A 17462-nucleotide genomic window follows, 5' to 3' on the forward strand; every position below is an offset into this window, starting at 1 on the left:
GCCTGCAGCGCGCCCTCCGGGTCGAGGTCGAAGGCCGACCGCGCGTCCGGGTCGGTGAGCAGGTTGAGCACGAAGTCGTGCAGGGTCTGGTGCGGCATGGTGCGCGTTCTCCTCGTTGGCGTCGGTGACCGGCGATCGTCGACAGTGACCGTACGGCCCGGGCTCGGCACCGGGCATCGGGGAACGGCCCGCAACCCACCCCGCCGGATTAGGGTGCCAGCCCCCTCGTACGTTAGGGGGACTGGGGGACTCGGGCCGGCCAGAGTTAGGGTCCCGATCCGGGAGTGATCTCTGGTACGAACGTAGGAGCCCACGGGGGTTTCGCCGGGGGTGGTCGCCGCCGGGTGTCGACACCGTCGCCGCCGACCGGCCAACTCGCGGTGAGGAAAGAAGCGGATGCCGTACGTCCTGGGGATAGACATCGGGAGCACCACGACCGTGGCCACTGTGGCCCGGCGCCGGGGTGCCACCTGGACCCGCCCGGAGCCGGTCACCCTGGATGACGGATCCGTCACGCTGCCGTCGGTGGTGCGCCTGTCGACCGACGGAATGTTCCTGGTCGGCGAGCCCGCCGGGGCCGACCCCGGCCGTACCGCCCGGGGCTTCGTCGGCCGGGTCGGCGACGACGTGCCCCTGCTGCTCGCCGGTGAGCCGTGCTCGCCGCAGACGCTGACCGCCGCGCTGGCGACCTGGGTGGTGGAGCGCGTCCACGACCGGGAGGGCGAGCCCGCGGACGCCGTCGTGCTCAGCCACCCCGCCGGCTGGGGCCGGCACCGGCGGGACCTGCTGCGCCGCGCCCTGTGGGAGTTCGGGCTGGGCGCGGTGACGCTGCTGCCCCGGACGGTCACGGTGGCCGAGAGCCACGCGGCCCGGGGTTTCCCGGGTGACTCGGCGGCGGTGTACGCGCTCGGCGGCGCCACCTTCGAGGCGGCCCTGGTGCGGCACACCCCGCGCGGCACGTACGAGACGTTCGGCCTTCCGCAGGGGCTCGACTGGGTCGGCGGGGTCGACTTCGACGAGGCGCTGGCCGACCATGTCCGCACCGTGCTGGCCCGGGAACTCGGGGCCGCCGGCCCGCGGGCGGCGCAGGCCGTGCTGCGCGGGCTGCTGCCGGAGTGCGAGCGGGCCAAGCGTGAGTTGACCGTGGACGCCGACACCGACGTGCTGCTGACCCTGCCGACCGGCCCGGCCCGGGTGCCGGTGAGCCGGGCCCGGTTCGAGGACCTGATCCGGCCGGCCGTGCAGGCCACCGCCGACCTGCTGGTGCGGACCGTCCACTCCGCCGGGTTGCAGCCGGCGCAGCTCGACGGCGTGCTGCTCGCCGGCGGCTCCACCCGGATCCCGCTGGTCGCCGACGTGCTCGCCGCGGCCTTCCCGGTGCCGGTCGAGGTGGAGCCCGACCCGCAGCTGACCGCCGCCACCGGGGCGGCGCTGGCCGCCTGCCAGGTGGTCGCGCCGCGTCCGCCGCAGCGCGAACCGGTGCCGGACGCCCCGGTCAGCGGCTCGGGCCGGGCCACCGTGCCGGCGCGGCGGCGACCCGACCTGGATCGGCCGATGCCCGGCGAGCCACCACCCCGGCCGCCGATCCGGATCACCCCACTGGAACTGCCGAAGGCGTCCCGCCTGGCGCTCGCGCGAGGGCGGGGACGCGAAGGATGACCATGATCATGAGTAGCGTCGCCGGGTCCCGGCTGGTGCTGGACCCGGGGCCACGGGCCCTGCTCGACGCCGTGGCCAGGGACCCGGACGCGCCGCTCACGCTCGGCGTGACCGGGCCCGGCGGGCACGGCCGCAGCGCGTACCTGCGGGAGCTGGCCCGGATCTACCGGCAGGCCGGGACGACCGTGCTGGAGGGCGTTCCGGCGGCCGCCGACGCGGTCGACCCGGCCGCGGTGCTGCTGGTCGACGACGCGCACCTGCTCGACGACGCGCGGCTGCGGGCGCTGCACGCCCTGGTGGTCGCCCGCCGGCACCGGCTGGCCGTCGGCTACCGGCCGTGGCCCCGGCCGGCGGCGCTGGCCGAGCTGGCCGAGGCGCTGCGCCGGGACGGGCAGCTGGTCCTGCTCACCCCGTTTGCCCGCGAGCAGACTGCGGCCTACCTCGCCGCCGCCGACCTCGGCCGCCGGCCCGACCTGGTCGACTTCGTGCACAGCCAGACCGGCGGGGTACCGCGGGACGTCGAGCGACTGGTCCGTGGGCTGCCCGGGCAGGGCGGTGGCGTACCCGCCGAACCGGCGCGGCAGGCGGTGCTCGAGTTCGCGCCGGACCTGGAAGAGCTGGCCCCCGACGTACGCCGGCTGCTGCTCGCCGTCGCCGCCGGCGTGCCGCTGCCGGTCGACCTGCTCGGCCCGCTGCTCGGGCGGACGCCGGAGGAGGTGGACGACCTCGTCTCGGCGACCCGGGCGGCCGGGCTGCTCGGCGCGGACGGCCGGCTCGCGCCGATCGTGCGCCGGGCGGTGGCCGCGCTGAGCCCGGCCACCGACCGCACCGCGGTGTGGCGCCGGCTGACCGAGGTGCAGCTCGCCCGCGGCGGGCCGGTGCTCCCGCTGGTCCGCTCGCTGCTCGCGGCCGGCGTGGCCGCCGACTGTCCCGGCCCGACGCTGGCGGCAGCGGCCGAGGAGGCGCTGGCCGGCGAGCCGGTGCTGGCCGCGGAGCTGTTCGCCGCCGCGGCGGCCGCCGGTCGGCCGGTGGCCGTCCGGCAGGCGGTCGCCGCCGCCCTCGCCGGCGACCTGGACGCCGCCCTCCGGCTGGCCGACCGGCTGCTCGACACGGCCGCGCCCGCCGACCGCGCGGAGGCGGCGGTGGTCGCCGCGACGGCGCTCGCGCACCGCGGCCAGGTCGGCCGCAGCGTCGAGCTGTACCGCTGGTCGGGAAGCGCCTCGGCGACGGCGTTCGCCGCCGTCGGCGCGCTCGCCGCCGGCCACCCGGCCGACCGCGCCGAACCGGCCCGGCCGGGCGCCGACGGGCCGCCCACCCTGCACGCCAGCGCGGCCCGGCTGATGGCCGACGGGATCTCCGCCAGCATCGGCGGCCCGCCCACCGCCGCGCTCTCCACCCTGGTGCAGGCGGCCGCGCTGCTCGAACCGGCCGGCCGGGCGGTGCTGCTGCCGGACAGCCCGGCCGCGCTCGCCGCGCTGACCGCCCTGCACTGCGGCGAGCTGGACGTCGGGGAACGGGTGCTCGACCGGGCCGTCGCCAGTGGCACCGGCGGACCGCTGCTGGCCCGGCGGCACCGGCTGTTGCAGGCCTGGATCGCGATGGTCCGGGGCCGTACGGTGCTCGCCGCCGACCGCCTCGGGTCGGTGACCGGCGGCCGGCCGCTCGAGTCGCGGGACCTGCTCTTCGCCACCGCGCTGGAGTTGGGCATCGCGCGGCGCAACAGCGACCTCGGCGCCCTCCAGCGGGGCTGGGGACACGCGCTGGAGGCCCTGGTCCGCCACCCGGTCGACCTGTTCACCCTGCTGCCGCTCGGCGAGCTGGCGATCGCCGGCGCGCGGCTGGGCGACCTGAGCCGGCTGGAGCCCTACCTGCGGGAGGCCCGGCTGCTGCTGGCCCGGCTCGGCGACCCGCCCCTGTGGAGCGCACCGCTGCACTGGAGCGGGCTGCACGCGGCGATCCTCACCGAGGAACCGGCGGCCGCCGACGAACACGTGGCCGCCCTGCTCGCCGCCGCCGACCACAGCCGGTACGCCGCCGTGGTCGCCGCCGCCGCGGCGAGCTGGGTGGAGGTGCTGCGCGGCGTCGTCGACCCGGTCCGGGTGGAGGCGGCCGCCCGCGGGCTGCACGACGCCGGCCTGTGCTGGGACGGCGCGCGGCTCGCCGGGCAGGCGGCGATCCGCACCTCGGACCGGCGGGCGATGACCGCGCTGCTGGACTGCGCCCGGATGTTGCAGGGCCGGCCGGCCGGGGCCAAGGGCGCGCCGCGGGCCGGCGTCGAGGGCGCCGAGGCGATCGCCAGCCCCGCGCCGCACCGGCTCAGTGACCGGGAACGCGAGGTGGCCGAACTGGTGGTGGCCGGGCTGACCTACCGCGAGATCGGCGACCGGCTGTTCATCTCGGCGAAGACGGTGGAGCACCACGTGGCGCGGATGCGGTCCCGGCTCAACTGCGCCAACCGGGCCGAACTGCTCGCGCTGCTGCGGACGCTGGTGGCCGACCGCTCGGGCGACGGGTCCGGCCGGCCCTGGCCGGAACGGCCGGCGCCGTGACCCGGCCCGACGCCACGGCCCGGCCCGGCGATCCGCGGATCCGGCGGCAGCTCGCCGCGCTCGCCGTCGTGCTGCTCGTGCTCTGGTCGTACACCGCCTACCTGACCGCCCGGGACGCCACCGAGCTGCTCCGGGTGCGGGCACTGGCCGAGGCCTTCGGGCAGCCCACCGACCGGCTGATCCTCGATCTGCAGTACGAGCGCCGGCTCACCGCGGAGGCGATCGCCGGGGCCGACCGGGCCCGCGTCGGCCTGGCCGGCGCGCGGGCGAACACCGACCGCTGGGTCGACGTCCTCCGGGCGGCCACCGACGGTCCCGACCTCCGCCTGCTCACCGCCGGCCCGGTCCCGGACCGGGTCGACGAGCTGGTCCGGCAGCTGGGCGGGCTGGCCGGGCTGCGGGCCGAGGCGGACGTCGGCCGGGCCGGGTCGATCTCCGGCTACCACCGGCTGATCGACGCCGCGTTCGCGGTCTACGGACCGGAGTGGGGGGCGCGGGAGAGCGGCCTGGCCGCCGAGACCCGGGCGGTGATCGCACTCGCCCGGGCCCGCGAGCTGCTCGCCCGGGAGGACACCCTGCTCAGCGCCGCGCTGACCAACGGCTGGCTCACCACCGACGATCGGCTCCGGCTGACCGAACTGGTCACCACCCACCGGTACGCCCGCACCGAGGCGGCCGCCGGGCTGCCGGCCGCCGACCGGGACGACCACCGCGACCTGGTGGAGGGACCGGGCTTCGGCGCCCTGCTCGCGCTGGAGGACCGACTGGTCCGCACCGGCGACGACGGACCGGTGCCGACCACCGAGCAGTGGCGGGCGGCGGTGGACCCGGCCCTGGCCGGGCTGCATGCGCTGGTGAAGTCGGCCGCCCGGGACAGCGTCGAGCGGGCCACGCCCGGCGCCGCGCTGGTGGTGCTCCGGACCGGCGTGGTACTCGGCCTCGGCCTGGTCGTCGTGCTCGCCCTGCTGTTCAGCTGGCTCGGCACGGTCCGCCGGCTGGCCGGTCCGGCGGCCGGCTTCGGGCTGACCGGGCGGGACCGGGGCGCGCCGTCGCCGGTGGGCCACCCGGCCGACCGGGACCCGGTCGCGTCGTCGCCGGCCGGCGACCCGGACCGGTCCGACGGCATCCGGACCGGGCCGGAGTCGGCCGGCGGGCCCTTCGCCGTCCGGAGTGGACCGGTCGGCTCCGGAGCGTCCGCCGGGCCCTTCGCCGACCGGCGCGGACCGGTCGGCTTCGGCCCACCCGCCGGGCCGGCCTCCGCCGAACCGCACCTGTCCGCGGTGGCGGGCCGGCGCGGCGGGACGGCGGTCGCCGACATCACCGGGCCGGGTCGGGACCCGGGTGCGGGGGAGCCTGCCCTGCACGAGCTGTTCCTGCGGTTGACCCAGCGCAACCAGGCCCTGCTGCGTGACCAGTTCACCCTGCTGGACGCGCTGGAGCGCCGCGAGCGCTCGGCGGCCGAGGCCGCCGAGCTGTTCCGGCTCGACCACCTGGTCACCCGGGTCCGGCGCAACGTGGAGACGGTGGTCACCCTCGCCGGCGCGACGCCGGCCCGGCGCTGGCGGCGGCCGGTGCCGCTGCTGGACGCGGCGCGCGGCGCGGTCGCCGAGGTCGCGGACTACCAGCGCGTCCTCGTCACGGCGCACTGGCCGTGGACGCTCGCCGGGCCGGCGGTCACCGACGTGGTCCACCTGCTGGCCGAGCTGATCGAGAACGCGCTGGTCTGCTCGCCGGAGAACACCACCGTGCGGGTCGCCGCCGAGGCCACGGCTCGGGGCTGCTCCATCGTGGTCACCGACGACGGGCCGGGGCTGGACGCCGCCGTGCTGGCCGAGCTGAACGGCCTGCTCGGCGACCCGCCACCGGGCGGCCCCCCGCAGGGTCGCGCGGGGTTGTACGCCGCCGCGCGGCTCGCCGCCCGCCACGGCATCCGGGTCTCGCTGCGTCCCGGCCCGCGGGGCGGAACGGCGGCGGTCGTGTGGCTGCCGGCCGGCCTGGTGGCCGCGAGCGGAGCGGACGGCGCACCGGACGGGGCGCTCGGCGAATCGGCCGGGACGGGTGACCCGGACCGGCCACCGGCGCGGCCCGGCCCGGGGTCGCGCGTCGACAGCGGCGGCCTGCCGGTACGCGACCGCCGGCCCGGGTCGGTGCGGCCCGGGCCGGGCACCGTCGGCTCCGACACGGTCGAGATGCCGGTACCCCGAGGACCGAGAGGACGATGATGACGCAATCAGTGGTCAGTGCCGACAGCCTGACCGCCGCCCTGAACGACCTGGTCGACCGGGTGCCCGGGGCCGATTTCGCGGTGGTGCTGTCCCCGGACGGGCTGCTGCTTGGCGCCTCCCGGGACGTCGACGACGAGCTGGGCGCCCAGCTGTCCAGCATGATCGCCGGACTGGAGGCTCTGGGCATGGCGGCCACCCGGGTCTGCGTCGGCGGCGCGCTGCGGCAGGTGGTGGTGCAGATGGCCCGGGCGTTCCTGTTCGTCGCCACCACCCGCAACGGGGCGATCCTCACCGTGCGGATCGGCGGTGACGCCGAGGTCGGCGACATGGCGTACGAGGTGGCGCTCTTCGTGGGGCAGGCCGAACGGCACCTGCCGGTGTACCTGGAGCCGGCCGCGATGGCGACGAGCGGGGACACCGGTGCGACCGAACGGCGACGCTGACGAGGCGTGGTACGACGACGACGCGGGTCCGGTGGTCCGGCCGTACGCGATGACCCGCGGCCGCAGTGCGCCCGACCAGGGGCGGTTCGACCTGATCACCCTGGTGGTGAGTCGGCCCGCCGCTCCCGCCGCCCAGCTCTTTCCGGAGCAGGCGCGGATCGTCGAGCTGTGCCGGCGTCCGCTGTCGGTGGCCGAGGTCGGTGCGGAGCTGGATCTGCCGGTGGGTACCGTGCGGGTGCTGCTCGCCGACCTGGCGGAGACCGGGCTGGTCGAGACGCACGAGCCACCGATGCTGTCCGCGTTGCCGACCGAGGCGCTGCTCAAGGAGCTGCTGGCCGGGCTTCGCGCGCTGTGACCGGGCCGGGGGGGCCCGCCGCACAGGGCGCGGCAGCATGCCCGGCGGACGATCTGTAGGGGGAGAAGGTAATGCCGGCAGCACCGCCGCAGCCACGGCGGACCGTGGCGATCATCGTGCTCGACCGGGTCCTGGCGGTCGCCGGGTCCGTGCGGCGCGCCGCCATCGGTTGGGGTGACGGGCCGGCGGTCGTCCGGCTCGCGGTGATCGCCGGGTTGGTGGTGCTGGTCGCGACGGCGGCCGCCGTCATGGTGGTGCTGCGGACGCCGGAGCGGCTGGCTCCGGTGGCCCTCGACCCGCCGTCGAAGGTCGCGGTGCCACCGGCTCCACCGGCGGACGGCGCCGGGGTGCAGGCCGAGCCGCCCGCCGCCCGCCCGACGGCCCCGCGCCCGAGCACCGCGGCGACCTCGTCGGCCGCGCCGAGCGGGTCCGGCCCCACCGGTACGCCGCCGGCCACCGTGGCGCTGGGCGCCGAGTTCGCCATCGAGGAGCGCGCCCTGCTCAGCTACGGCGCGGCGGTGACCGTCCGCAATCCCGGGCGGAGCCGGGTGACCGACTGGATTCTGGTCGTCACGCTCCCCCGGGAGTCCCTGGAGGTCACCTCGGTCAGCGGCGCCCGGGCCAGCCGGGACGGCGCGACGTGGACCTTCGTGCCGGACGGGGCCGGCGGAGCGGTCCCCGCCGGCGGTTCGGTGCGGGTCACCTTCCGGGTGACCGGCGCCCCGCTCAGCTCGAGCCCGACGGCCTGCACCATCGACGGCACCCCCTGCGCCGGCCTGCCGGACTGACCCGGCCGGGCGGTTCAGCCGTCCGGGTGGCGGCGGACGAAGTCCTGGTAGGTCTCGTTGGCCAGCTCGATCTCGCGGACCTGAGCGGCCAGTTCGGCCCGGCGGATCTCCGCCGCCGCGCGAGCGCGGGCCAGCCGCAGCTCGTGCCGCCGGTCGCTCAGCCGGGACCAGCCGCGGGCCGCCGCCCAGGCGATCCAGCCGCCCGACGCCACCAGCCCGGTCAACCCGAAGGCGAGCAGGAAATCCACCGTGGCCTCCCTTCCGGCCGCTCAGCCGACGTCCCGGCGGACCGCCAGCCAGGTGCCCAGTCCGAACGTCAGCAGGACGTATCCGGCCAGGACGGCGCCCGGCAGCACGGAGCCGGCGGCGTCGAGCACCCCGGGCGTGCCCCCGTCGAACTGGGACCGGGCGCCCAGCGCACCGGCCAGCGCGCCGGAACTCGGTGCCAGCAGCACCTTCTGCAGCGCCGTCAACGGGGTGAGCACCAGGGCGAGCCCGCTGACCGCGTTCTCCAGCACCAGCGTCCACACCAGACCGACGGCGATCGCGGTGGCGGTGCTGCGGAAGGCGATCGCGAGGAACCAGCCGACCCCGGCGTGCGCCGTGCAGATCAGCCAGGCGGCGGCCACCGCCCCGGCGAGCTCCCCGACCGACGGCCAGCCGGGGGACCGTCCCTCCACCGCGGCCAGCACCCCGGTGACCAGCGCGAGCGCGGTGAAGGTGGACACCACGAGCAGCAGGGTCAGCCCGCACAGCACGACGGCGTGCCCGGCCATCACCTGGGCCCGCCGCGGCCGCTGCGTGAAGATCAGGTTCAGCGTGCCCCAGCGGTACTCGTTGCCGACCACCAGGGCGCCGAGGATGACCACGATGGCGCCGCCGAAGAGCGGGAACAGCCCGATGCCGGTGGTGACGAGCTGGCCGGGCAGGACGGCGGCGAGCAGGGACTCGGCGGCCTCCGCCTGCTTCGGGTCGCCGGCCAGCGCGAGGTGCACCAGGTAGGGGATGCCGATGCCGAAGGCGAGCGCGAGGACGGTCCAGGTCAGGGTGACCGTCCACACCGCCGGGCGCTTCCGGTCGGCGAACCACGCCGCGCGGACCGAGGCGATCATCGGGTGCCTCCCGTTCCAGTCGGGGACGCGTGGCGGTCACCACGATCCGGGGCTGGTGACGCGTCGGGCTCCGACGCCGCCGGCTCGTCGCGGCGCGGTCCCGCCGGCGCGTCCCGGTGCGCGGCGGTCAGTTCCAGGAAGGCCTCCTCCAGCGAATGGCGCAGCGGGCGGAGCTCCCGCACGTCGACGCCCGCCTCGACGAGCCGTCGGTTGAGGTCCGCGGCCAGCGCCGGATCGGTGGTGACCCGGAGCCCGCCGTCGACCACCTCGACCGCCCGGACCCGGTCGTGCTCGCGCAGGCAGGCGACCGCCCTGTCCACCGGGGCGGCGTCGATCAGCAGCACCGCCTGGCCCAGCGCCCCGCGCAGGTCGTCGGGGCTGCCGTCGGCGATCAGTCGACCGTGGTCGAGCACGGCGATGCGGTCGCAGACCTGCTCCACCTCGCCGAGGACGTGGCTGGAGAGCAGCACCGTCCGCCCCCGCTGCCCGAGCGAGCGGAGCAGGTCGCGGATCTCGGAGACGCCGGCCGGGTCGAGGCCGTTCGTCGGCTCGTCCAGGATCAGCAGGGTCGGATCCTTGAGCAGCGCGGCCGCCACCCCGAGCCGCTGCTTCATGCCCAGCGAGTAGGTGCGGAACGCCGACCGCGCCCGGCCGGCCAGGCCGACCTCGGCGAGCACCCGGTCGGCGGCGCTGTCGGGCACTCCGGCCAGGCGGGCGGCCAGCCGCAGGTTGTCCAGACCGGACAGGTGGGGGTAGAAGGCCGGCGACTCGATGAGGGCGCCGACCCGGGCCAGCTGACCGGGCGCGCCCGGCGGCAGGCCCAGCACCCGGATCCGCCCGCTGGTGGGGCGGACCAGCCCGACCAGCATGCGCATGGTGGTCGTCTTGCCTGCGCCGTTCGGCCCGAGGAAGCCGAGCACCTCGCCCGTACGCACCCGCAGGTCGAGACCGTCGACCGCGGTCACCCCGCCGGGATAACGCTTGGTCACCTCGTGCAGTTCAATGGCAAAACGGTCATTCTTCAACGCGACGCCGCAATCGTACGCGGCTGCTCGAGCACTCCGGCGCCTACATTTGGCTGTCTGTTCATCCGGCAGTCCTTCGAATTCCTGACCGCGACGCAGCGTTATTTGCGTGCGGTCAATTAACTGCTCGTTAAGGCAAAGCCCAGGTCGTGACCAGTGTCCCGTCCTGGGCTCGGCCGCCACCTTGCGCGCTGGCCGAGGCCGTCGTCCTGGAACGATGTAAAAGCCTCTGACCTGCGGCAGCGCTGACGACGTCCCACAGCGTAGCGGAGGTCGATCGCCGCCGGAAGGCCCGGCATCCGGGGCGGCCGGGGAATTTGTCTTATCCGCAGCTCACGCCCCATCAATTCACCACCGCCACTACCGGCCGCAAAACATTCTGTTGACGAATGAGTTGATCTTGGGCAGCATGAAGGCACTTTAGAGATGACCGTGGTCGTTGGCATGGGAGCCCAGATGAGCCAGTCGCCGGACGGTGGAGTGACCCTTGAAATGCGACCCAAGCTCCGGCACGACGTGGTGTTCCTGGACGCGCCGGCCGGCGCCTACCTGCGCGGTCCGGACACCGCGTTCCTGATCAAGGGCCGGTCCGCGTTCCGCTGGTTGAGCTCGCTGAGCCCCTACCTGACCGGTGAGCACACGCTCGCGCAGCTCACCGCCACGCTGGAACCCGGACAGCGACAGACCGTGCTCACCCTGGTGCGCGCCCTGGTCGCCCGGGGCTTCGCCAAGGACGCCGGCCACCGCGCCGAGGTGGCGGAGCCGGTGGCCCGCCGCTTCGCCGCCCAGATCGAGTTCGTCGACCACTTCGCCGACGACGCGACCGGGCGGTTCCTGCGCTTCCACACCGCCCGGGTGGCGCTCGGCGGCGGGGGAGCGGCGCTGCTGGCCGCGGCCGCCGGCCTGCTCCGCAACGGCTGCCTCCGGCTGGACCTGCACCCGGACGACGACCCGGGGTCCTATCTGGAGGCGCTGCGGCCCGAGCTGGACGAACTGCGCGCCGACGGGCTGCCCGTCGAGGTCACCGTCGGCACCGGGCCGCTGGCCGCCACCCGGGCGGACGCCGTGCTCTACTGCGCCGGCCCGGACGGCCTGGCCCGGCTGGCCGAGCTGGCCCGCGGCTGGCACCGGGACGGCCCGCTGCTGGTGCCGGTGGTCTGGGACGCCGACCGGGCGGTGGTCGGCCCGACCGTCGCGGCCGGGCAGACGCCCTGCTGGTGCTGCGCCCAGCTGCGGCTCACCGCCGCCGCCGACCCGGCGGCGGCCGCGGACTTCTGGCGCCGGGTCGCCGTCGGCGCCGGCGAGCCGGCGTTTCTGCCCGAGGTGACCGGGTGGATGCTGGGCAACGCCGCCGCCTTCGAACTCTTCCGCGCCCGCACCGGCGCCGTGCCGCCGGACACGGCCGCGGGCGTCCTGCTGCTCGATTCGACCACGCTGGAGTCCAGCCGGGAACGGGTGCTGCCGCACCCCGCCTGCCCGGTCTGCCGGCACGTCGAGGTGGCCGCACCGCCGGCACCCCCCGCCTCCGACGACGAGACCTACCAGCGGGCCGAGGCGCTGGTCTCCCCGTACGCCGGCGTCTTCACCCGCTTCGTGGACGACCCGCTGGAGCAGGCGCCGCTGAAGACCGCCCGGCTGCGGCTGCCCGGCCGGCGCAGCCCGCGCGAGGTGACCGCCTTCGACGTGGACACCGTGATGAACGCCCGGCTGGCGGCCTACCGGGTGGCGGTCCGCGACCACGTCGCGCGGTACCCGGACCCGGCCGCCGTGCTGACGGCGTCGGCCGGCGAGCTGCGCGAGCGGGGCGAGCATCCGGTGCCGTGGCCGGAACTGGACCCGGCGACCGGCGCGCCGCCCGACGAGCCGGGGCGGCGTACCCGCTGGCTGCCCGCGGTGGTGCTGGGGCAGGGGGAGAGCGTCTGGGTGCCGGCCGCGCTGGCCCTGCCCACCTCCGCCCTGAACGCCGAGGGCTGGGCCGAGCCGACCGTGGCCGGCGCGGCCGTCGCCGCCACCGTCGACGGCGTGATCGACCAGGGGCTGGCCGACGCGGTGGCGTACCACGCGCTGACCGCCGCCCTGCGCGGCCGGGGTGACCTGCGGGTGCTGGCCGAGGAGGAGCTGGTCGACGACGACGACACCGCGTTCGTGGTCAGGGCGGCGCACCGGTTCGGCCGCCGGCTGTCGGTCTTCGCCCTGGGCGCGGCCGCCCCCGCGCACGCGGTGCTCGCCGTCACCGAGTCTCCGGACGGCGGCGACCGTGGCTGGGCGCTGGCCGGCGGCTTCGACCCGGTGTCCACCCGGTTGGCGGCCGTGCGGGACGCGGTCGGGCGGGTGCAGGTGCGGCACTTCGAGGGCGCCGACGCCGACCTCGGTGACCCGGTGCTGCGCGACTTCGACCCGGCGGCGGTCACCACCCGCGCCGCCACCGGCCCGGCCGTCCCGGCCGGCGTCACCGACCGGGCCGCCGTGCTGGCCGCGTTGGCCGAGCGCGGGATCGACGCCCTGCTGGTCGAGACCACCACCCGGGACGTCCGGGCCAGCGGGGCCTTCCGCAGCGGCGTGGTGCTGCTGCGTCACGACGGCCGCGCGGCCGACTGAACCACCACACCAGTGGTCCCGGCGAGGCACGCACCCTGGAAGGAGGTGGACACATGCCGATTACTTTGAACGACGAGCTCCGCGAGCTGGAGACCGAGACCTTCGAGATCGAGGAGGTCGAGGACGGCGGCGAGGCGCTCGCCGCGAGCAGCTCCAGCTGCTCCTGCTCCAGCTGCTGCAGTTGCAGCACGTCGAGCTGCTGCAGCACCAGCACCAGCACCTCCAGCTGCGGCTGACCGGGCGTCCGGGGTTGACCCCCCGACGCCGACGACTTCCAGTCCTGGTGGGACACCGCAAGACGACGCACCATCCGCCGCCGGCCGACACCGGCGAGTAGCCCCTGCGTGCCTCCGCTGGATCCACCGTGGTGGTGCGGGCGCAGACCACCGACGACTGGCGCTGACCGTGGCTCAAGGAGAGGCCCGTGCCGACACAACCCCTGACATCCGGCGCACTGCCCGACTCGGTCCGCAGCGAACTGCGTGACCTGCAGACCGAGACGTTCGAGGTCGAGGACATCGCGGACCTGTCCGCCGACCTCATGGACATCTGCAGCAGCAGCACGAGCACGTCGAGCTGCTCCAGTTGCAGCACGTCCAGTTGTTGCAGCTGCACCTCGTCGAGTTGCAGCAGCACCAGCTGAGCCGCGGCGCGGCCGGTCGCTCCGGACGGCCGGCCCGCGTCGTGGCCCGGAATCACCGACGGGAGGTGGAAGGAAATGCCGGAACTGACTGAGGAACTGCGCGCGCTGGAGACGGAGACGTTCGAGATCGAGGACGTCGACGCCGTCGACGCGATGGTCATGGACTGGTCCAGCTCCAGCTGTTCCTGCTCGAGCTGCTGCAGCTGCAGCACGTCGAGCTGCTGCAGCAGCAGCACCAGCACCGGATGCGGCGGCGGCTGACCGTCGCCACCGTCCCCGCCGGCGAGCCACGCCGGCGGGGCGCCCGGTCCGCCCCGCAACCGTAGCGAGCCAGACAGGTGAACCGCATGATCGTCGACGTCCGGACCACCTCGACCGGGTGGGACCCCAGCCTCAAGCACCTCGGTGAGGCGTTGCACCAGCGACGCCAGGACCGCGCGACCCGGCCGGCCCGCTCCGGCACGCCGCTGGACGGGATCACCGTACGCATCGCGGCCCTCGGCCTGACCGACCTGCAACACGACGACGGCGCGGGGCTGACCGGTGACGTCGTGCCGATCTGGCTGCACGGGGCCACCGCGCTGGTCGGCCCGCGCTGGTCGCCCACCGTCGAGGCCGACCAGGGGCCCGGCCCGTGCCCGGTCTGCGTGCAGCGGCGCTGGCAGGCCATCCGGCTCCGCGAGGAGCGGCACGCCCTGGAACACGGCGCCCCGGTCGGCACCGTGGCGGCCCTGCCGCACCTGACCCCGTTCGCCGTCGACGCGGTGTGGCAACTGCTGCTCGACGCCGGCCGACCGCAGCCCGGCCGGCCCGGCGTCGGCCGGCTGCGGCAGCTGCGGATGGACACCCTGGAGACCACCGTGGTGGAGGTGCTCGCCGACTCGGAGTGCCCGGCCTGCGCCACCCCGGCCCCGGACACCGCCGAGGCCGCCGTGATCCGGCTGACCAGCCGGCCGAAGCCGGCCGCGTCCGCGTACCGGCTGCGGTCGGCCCGGGAGCTGGACCTGCCGGTCGGCGCGCTGGCAAACCCGGTCGCCGGGGCGCTGGGCGGCAACGCGCTGCGCGCCTACAACGCCACCGCCACTGCGCCGGTCACCGGGTACTTCCGGGTCCGCAGCCGCTACGACCTGCACGAGATGTGGTGGAGCGGGCACGCCGACAGCTACGGCGCGAGCGAGACGTACGCGCTGCTGGAGGGGCTGGAACGGTACGCCGGGCAGTTCCCGCGCGCCCGGCGGACCACGGTCTTCGACAGTTACGCCAACCTCGCCCCGGACGCGCTGGACCCGGCCGGCCTCGGCTACCACCCGGCCTTCTACCGCGGCCACGGGCTCTACTACGCCCCGTACTCGCCGACCGAGCCGATGCACTGGGTGTGGGGCTGGTCGCTGCGCGACCGCGCCCCGCGGCTGGTGCCCGAGCAGCTCGTCTACTACCTGGACCGCCGCACCGACCAGCGCAAGTTCGTCCAGGAGTGCTCCAACGGCTGCGCCAGCGGCAGCTGCCCGGAGGAGGCGCTGCTGCACGGCATGCTCGAACTCGTCGAGCGGGACGCCTTCCTGCTCGCCTGGTACGGCTCGGCCCGGCTCGCCGAGATCGACCCGGCCACCTGCCGGGACGAGCGGGTGCACTTCATGCTCGACCGGGTGGATCTGCTCGGCTACGACATCCGGCTCTTCGACACCCGCGCCGACCTGCCGGTCCCGGTGGTCACCGCGGTCGCGGTCAAGCGCGGCGACGGGCTCGGGCAGCTCTGCTTCGCCGCCGGGGCCAGCCTGGACCCGGACGACGCGGTCCGCGCGGCGGTCTGCGAGACCGCGTCCTACGTGCCCGGCTTCGACGAGCGGGTCGCCGCCAGCGAGCCGGAACTGCGGGAGATGACCCGGGACTACACCAAGGTCACCGAGCTGAGCCACCACGCCCTGCTGTACGGGCTGCCGGAGATGACCCGGCACGCCGCGTTCCTCTTCGACGACCCGCCGCTGCGCTCGATGACCGAGCTGTACGGCGACTGGCTGGCGACCCGGCCCACCCACGACGACCTGCGCGCCGACACCGAGTACCTGGCCGGGCTGATCGCCGGGCTCGGTGGCGACGTCGTCGCGGTCGACCAGACCTGCCCCGAGCAGGAGACCGCCGGGGTGCACACGATGGCGGTGGTGGCGCCGGCCCTGGTCCCCATCGACTTCGGCTGGCAGCGGCAGCGGGTGCTCTTCAGCGACCGGCTCGCCCGCCACCTGGCCCGCGGCCGGCAGGGACCCGACCAACTCGGCCCGACCGGCCGCAACCCGAACCCGCACCCCTTCCCGTAGGAGCACCGACATGCAGCAGGAAGCCCTCGAGGTGGTCCGGGACTACGCCGGGGCGGTGTTCCGCCGGGCCCGGGTGCCGATGGAGCCGCTCGACTACGAGGTGGACTGGGCCGACCAGCCCTCCCGGCACACCAGCTATCCCGGCGCGCCCCGGGTGCCGCTGCCGGCCGACCTGCCGGAGCTGCCCACCCTGCGCGACCTGTTCACCGGGGAGCGTCCGCCGCCGCGGGTGGGCTGGTCGCTGCCCCGGCTGGCGACGCTGCTGCGGCTGTCGTACGGGGTGCTCGACCGGCGGCTGACGGTCAACTGGAACCAGGACGTCGCCAAGCGGACCCACTTCGAGCACGCCGTGTGGGGCCGGGGGACCGCCTCCGGCGGCGGCATGTACCCGGTCGAGCTCTACCTGGTCAGCGGCGCGTCCGGGCCGCTGCTGCCCGGGGTGTACCACTACCACACCGGCCAGCACGTGCTGGAGCGGCTGCTGCTCGGCGACGTCGGCGGCACCGTGCGGGCCGCGCTCGGGGCGGCCGGCACCGGGGACAGCTTCCTGCTGGCCGCCATCCGGTTCTGGAAGAACTCCTTCAAGTACAACAGCTTCTGCTACCACGTGGTCACCCAGGACCTCGGCGCGCTGCTCGGCTCGTGGGAGCTGCTCGCCGACGCGCTGGGCGTACCCCTGCGGCGGCTGCTCTGTTTCGACCCGGCGCCGCTGGACCGGCTGCTCGGCTTCGACAGCGACCAGGAGGGCGTCTTCGCCGTCGTCCCGGTCGAGTGGGCCGACGATCCCGCGCCCGCTGACCGCCGGCCGGTCGACCGACCGGCGGGCAGCGGGTGGCACGGCGACCGGTCGACCGGCGGGCCCCGGTCGGGCGGCGCCGAGCGGGACGCGGCCCCCGAGCTACGGGTGCGGTACCCGGCCTTCGAGCGGTCCCGACGGATCCGCCGGTTCCCGGCCGTCAGCGCGGTGCACCGGGCGGCGGCGGTCCCGGCCGTTCCCGCGCCGGGTGCGCTCGCCGGCGCCGCCCCGCAGGAGCTGCCGGGCGATCCGGTCGCCCTGCCCGCGCCGCTGACGGCGCAACTGGACCGTCCGTTGTCGACGGTTATGGCCAGCCGGTCGAGCAGCTTCGGCCGGTTCCGCCGACCGCCGGAGCTGACCGTCGCCGAGCTCGGCACCACCCTCGCCTTCGCCGCCGCCGGCCGACACCACCCGGCCGACGCCGGGCCGGCCGATACCGAACCCCCCGATTCCCACCCGGCCGACGCCGCGGCGTCCGGCGGGCCGGCGCTGACCCGGCTCTGGGTCTTCGCCAACCACGTCGACGGCCTCGCCACCGGCAGCTACGCCTACTGTCCGCGGCGGCACGCGCTGCTGCCCGCCGGGGCGGAACCCGAGGGCGGCATGTCCGCCTTCCTGCAACAGCAGTACTTCCTCACCAACTACACGATGGGACAGGTCGGCGCGGTGCTGGCCGTCTCCGGCCGGCTGGACGCCGTGCTCGACGCCGTCGGCCCGCGTGGCTACCGGATCCTGAACGCCGAGATCGGCGCCGTCGCCCAGCGGGCGTACTGCGCGGCGACCGCCCAGCGCATCGGCTGCGGCGCGGTGCTGGGCTTCGACAACGTCGCCATGGACGCCGCCCTCGGCCGCACCGGCACCGACGAACGGACGGTGCTGTTCCTGCTGCTCGGGCGGCATCCGGACGCCACCGCCGACCTGGCGTACCGGCTGTGACGTCCACCCCGCCGACGAAGG

At 75.9% G+C, this 17462-nt stretch carries 15 protein-coding genes; 12 read left to right on the top strand and 3 right to left on the bottom strand.

Annotation, left to right across the window (positions count from 1 at the left end; genetic code table 11):
- Positions 1-396: 396 nt before the first annotated feature.
- The 6 genes from ACVCAH_RS19705 (at position 397) to ACVCAH_RS19730 (ending at position 8019) form a co-directional block, all read left to right on the top strand.
- Entirely contained in the window at positions 397-1659 is a 1263-nt protein-coding gene (locus ACVCAH_RS19705; RefSeq protein ID WP_447137640.1) for an Hsp70 family protein, read from the top strand.
- A gap of 2 nt (positions 1660-1661) precedes the next feature.
- A complete protein-coding gene (locus ACVCAH_RS19710) occupies positions 1662-4208 on the top strand; it encodes a LuxR C-terminal-related transcriptional regulator (RefSeq protein WP_447137641.1) in 2547 nt (848 codons plus the stop codon).
- The gene (locus ACVCAH_RS19715) at positions 4205-6430 is read left to right on the top strand and encodes a nitrate- and nitrite sensing domain-containing protein (protein ID WP_447137642.1); all 2226 of its coding nucleotides are present in this window, start codon (positions 4205-4207) and stop codon (positions 6428-6430) included. The genes ACVCAH_RS19710 and ACVCAH_RS19715 overlap by 4 nt, the downstream gene beginning before the upstream one ends.
- Positions 6427-6876, top strand: coding sequence for a roadblock/LC7 domain-containing protein (locus ACVCAH_RS19720; protein WP_447137643.1), 450 nt, complete (start codon positions 6427-6429; stop codon positions 6874-6876). Before ACVCAH_RS19715 ends, ACVCAH_RS19720 begins: the two co-directional genes overlap by 4 nt.
- Entirely contained in the window at positions 6854-7231 is a 378-nt protein-coding gene (locus ACVCAH_RS19725; RefSeq protein ID WP_447137644.1) for a DUF742 domain-containing protein, read from the top strand. Before ACVCAH_RS19720 ends, ACVCAH_RS19725 begins: the two co-directional genes overlap by 23 nt.
- 71 nt (positions 7232-7302) lie before the next feature.
- Positions 7303-8019, top strand: a complete 717-nt coding sequence (locus ACVCAH_RS19730) for a cellulose binding domain-containing protein (RefSeq protein ID WP_447137645.1) — start codon at positions 7303-7305, stop codon at positions 8017-8019.
- Between the two features lie 14 nt (positions 8020-8033).
- Here ACVCAH_RS19730 and ACVCAH_RS19735 read toward each other — a convergent pair whose 3' ends face one another.
- From ACVCAH_RS19735 to ACVCAH_RS19745, 3 genes are read right to left on the bottom strand one after another with little or no spacing between them, the layout of a single operon-like run.
- Positions 8034-8267 carry a hypothetical protein gene (locus tag ACVCAH_RS19735; protein ID WP_447137646.1) on the bottom strand — a complete coding sequence of 78 codons (234 nt, stop codon included), beginning with the start codon at positions 8265-8267 and terminating at the stop codon, positions 8034-8036.
- 21 nt (positions 8268-8288) lie between these two features.
- Positions 8289-9131 carry an ABC transporter permease gene (locus ACVCAH_RS19740; protein WP_447137647.1) on the bottom strand — a complete coding sequence of 281 codons (843 nt, stop codon included), beginning with the start codon at positions 9129-9131 and terminating at the stop codon, positions 8289-8291.
- Entirely contained in the window at positions 9128-10120 is a 993-nt protein-coding gene (locus ACVCAH_RS19745) for an ATP-binding cassette domain-containing protein (protein WP_447137648.1), read from the bottom strand. The genes ACVCAH_RS19740 and ACVCAH_RS19745 overlap by 4 nt, the downstream gene beginning before the upstream one ends.
- A 492-nt stretch (positions 10121-10612) precedes the next feature.
- On the opposite strand from ACVCAH_RS19745, the gene ACVCAH_RS19750 reads away from it, so the two are divergent.
- The 6 genes from ACVCAH_RS19750 (at position 10613) to ACVCAH_RS19775 (ending at position 17441) form a co-directional block, all read left to right on the top strand.
- On the top strand, positions 10613-12754 hold the full coding sequence (locus ACVCAH_RS19750) for a TOMM precursor leader peptide-binding protein (protein ID WP_447137649.1): 2142 nt from the start codon (positions 10613-10615) through the stop codon (positions 12752-12754).
- 53 nt (positions 12755-12807) lie between these two features.
- Positions 12808-12990, top strand: coding sequence for a hypothetical protein (locus tag ACVCAH_RS19755; RefSeq protein ID WP_088993325.1), 183 nt, complete (start codon positions 12808-12810; stop codon positions 12988-12990).
- Between the two features lie 188 nt (positions 12991-13178).
- The gene (locus ACVCAH_RS19760) at positions 13179-13397 is read left to right on the top strand and encodes a thiazolylpeptide-type bacteriocin (protein ID WP_231928588.1); all 219 of its coding nucleotides are present in this window, start codon (positions 13179-13181) and stop codon (positions 13395-13397) included.
- Positions 13398-13472: 75 nt separating this feature from the next.
- The gene (locus tag ACVCAH_RS19765) at positions 13473-13658 is read left to right on the top strand and encodes a thiazolylpeptide-type bacteriocin (protein ID WP_088993326.1); all 186 of its coding nucleotides are present in this window, start codon (positions 13473-13475) and stop codon (positions 13656-13658) included.
- Positions 13659-13744: 86 nt separating this feature from the next.
- Positions 13745-15709, top strand: a complete 1965-nt coding sequence (locus tag ACVCAH_RS19770) for a TOMM precursor leader peptide-binding protein (protein WP_447137650.1) — start codon at positions 13745-13747, stop codon at positions 15707-15709.
- 10 nt (positions 15710-15719) lie between these two features.
- On the top strand, positions 15720-17441 hold the full coding sequence (locus tag ACVCAH_RS19775) for a nitroreductase family protein (RefSeq protein ID WP_447137651.1): 1722 nt from the start codon (positions 15720-15722) through the stop codon (positions 17439-17441).
- The last annotated feature ends 21 nt before the right edge of the window (positions 17442-17462 follow it).

It is taken from the genome of Micromonospora sp. LZ34 (assembly GCF_052981855.1).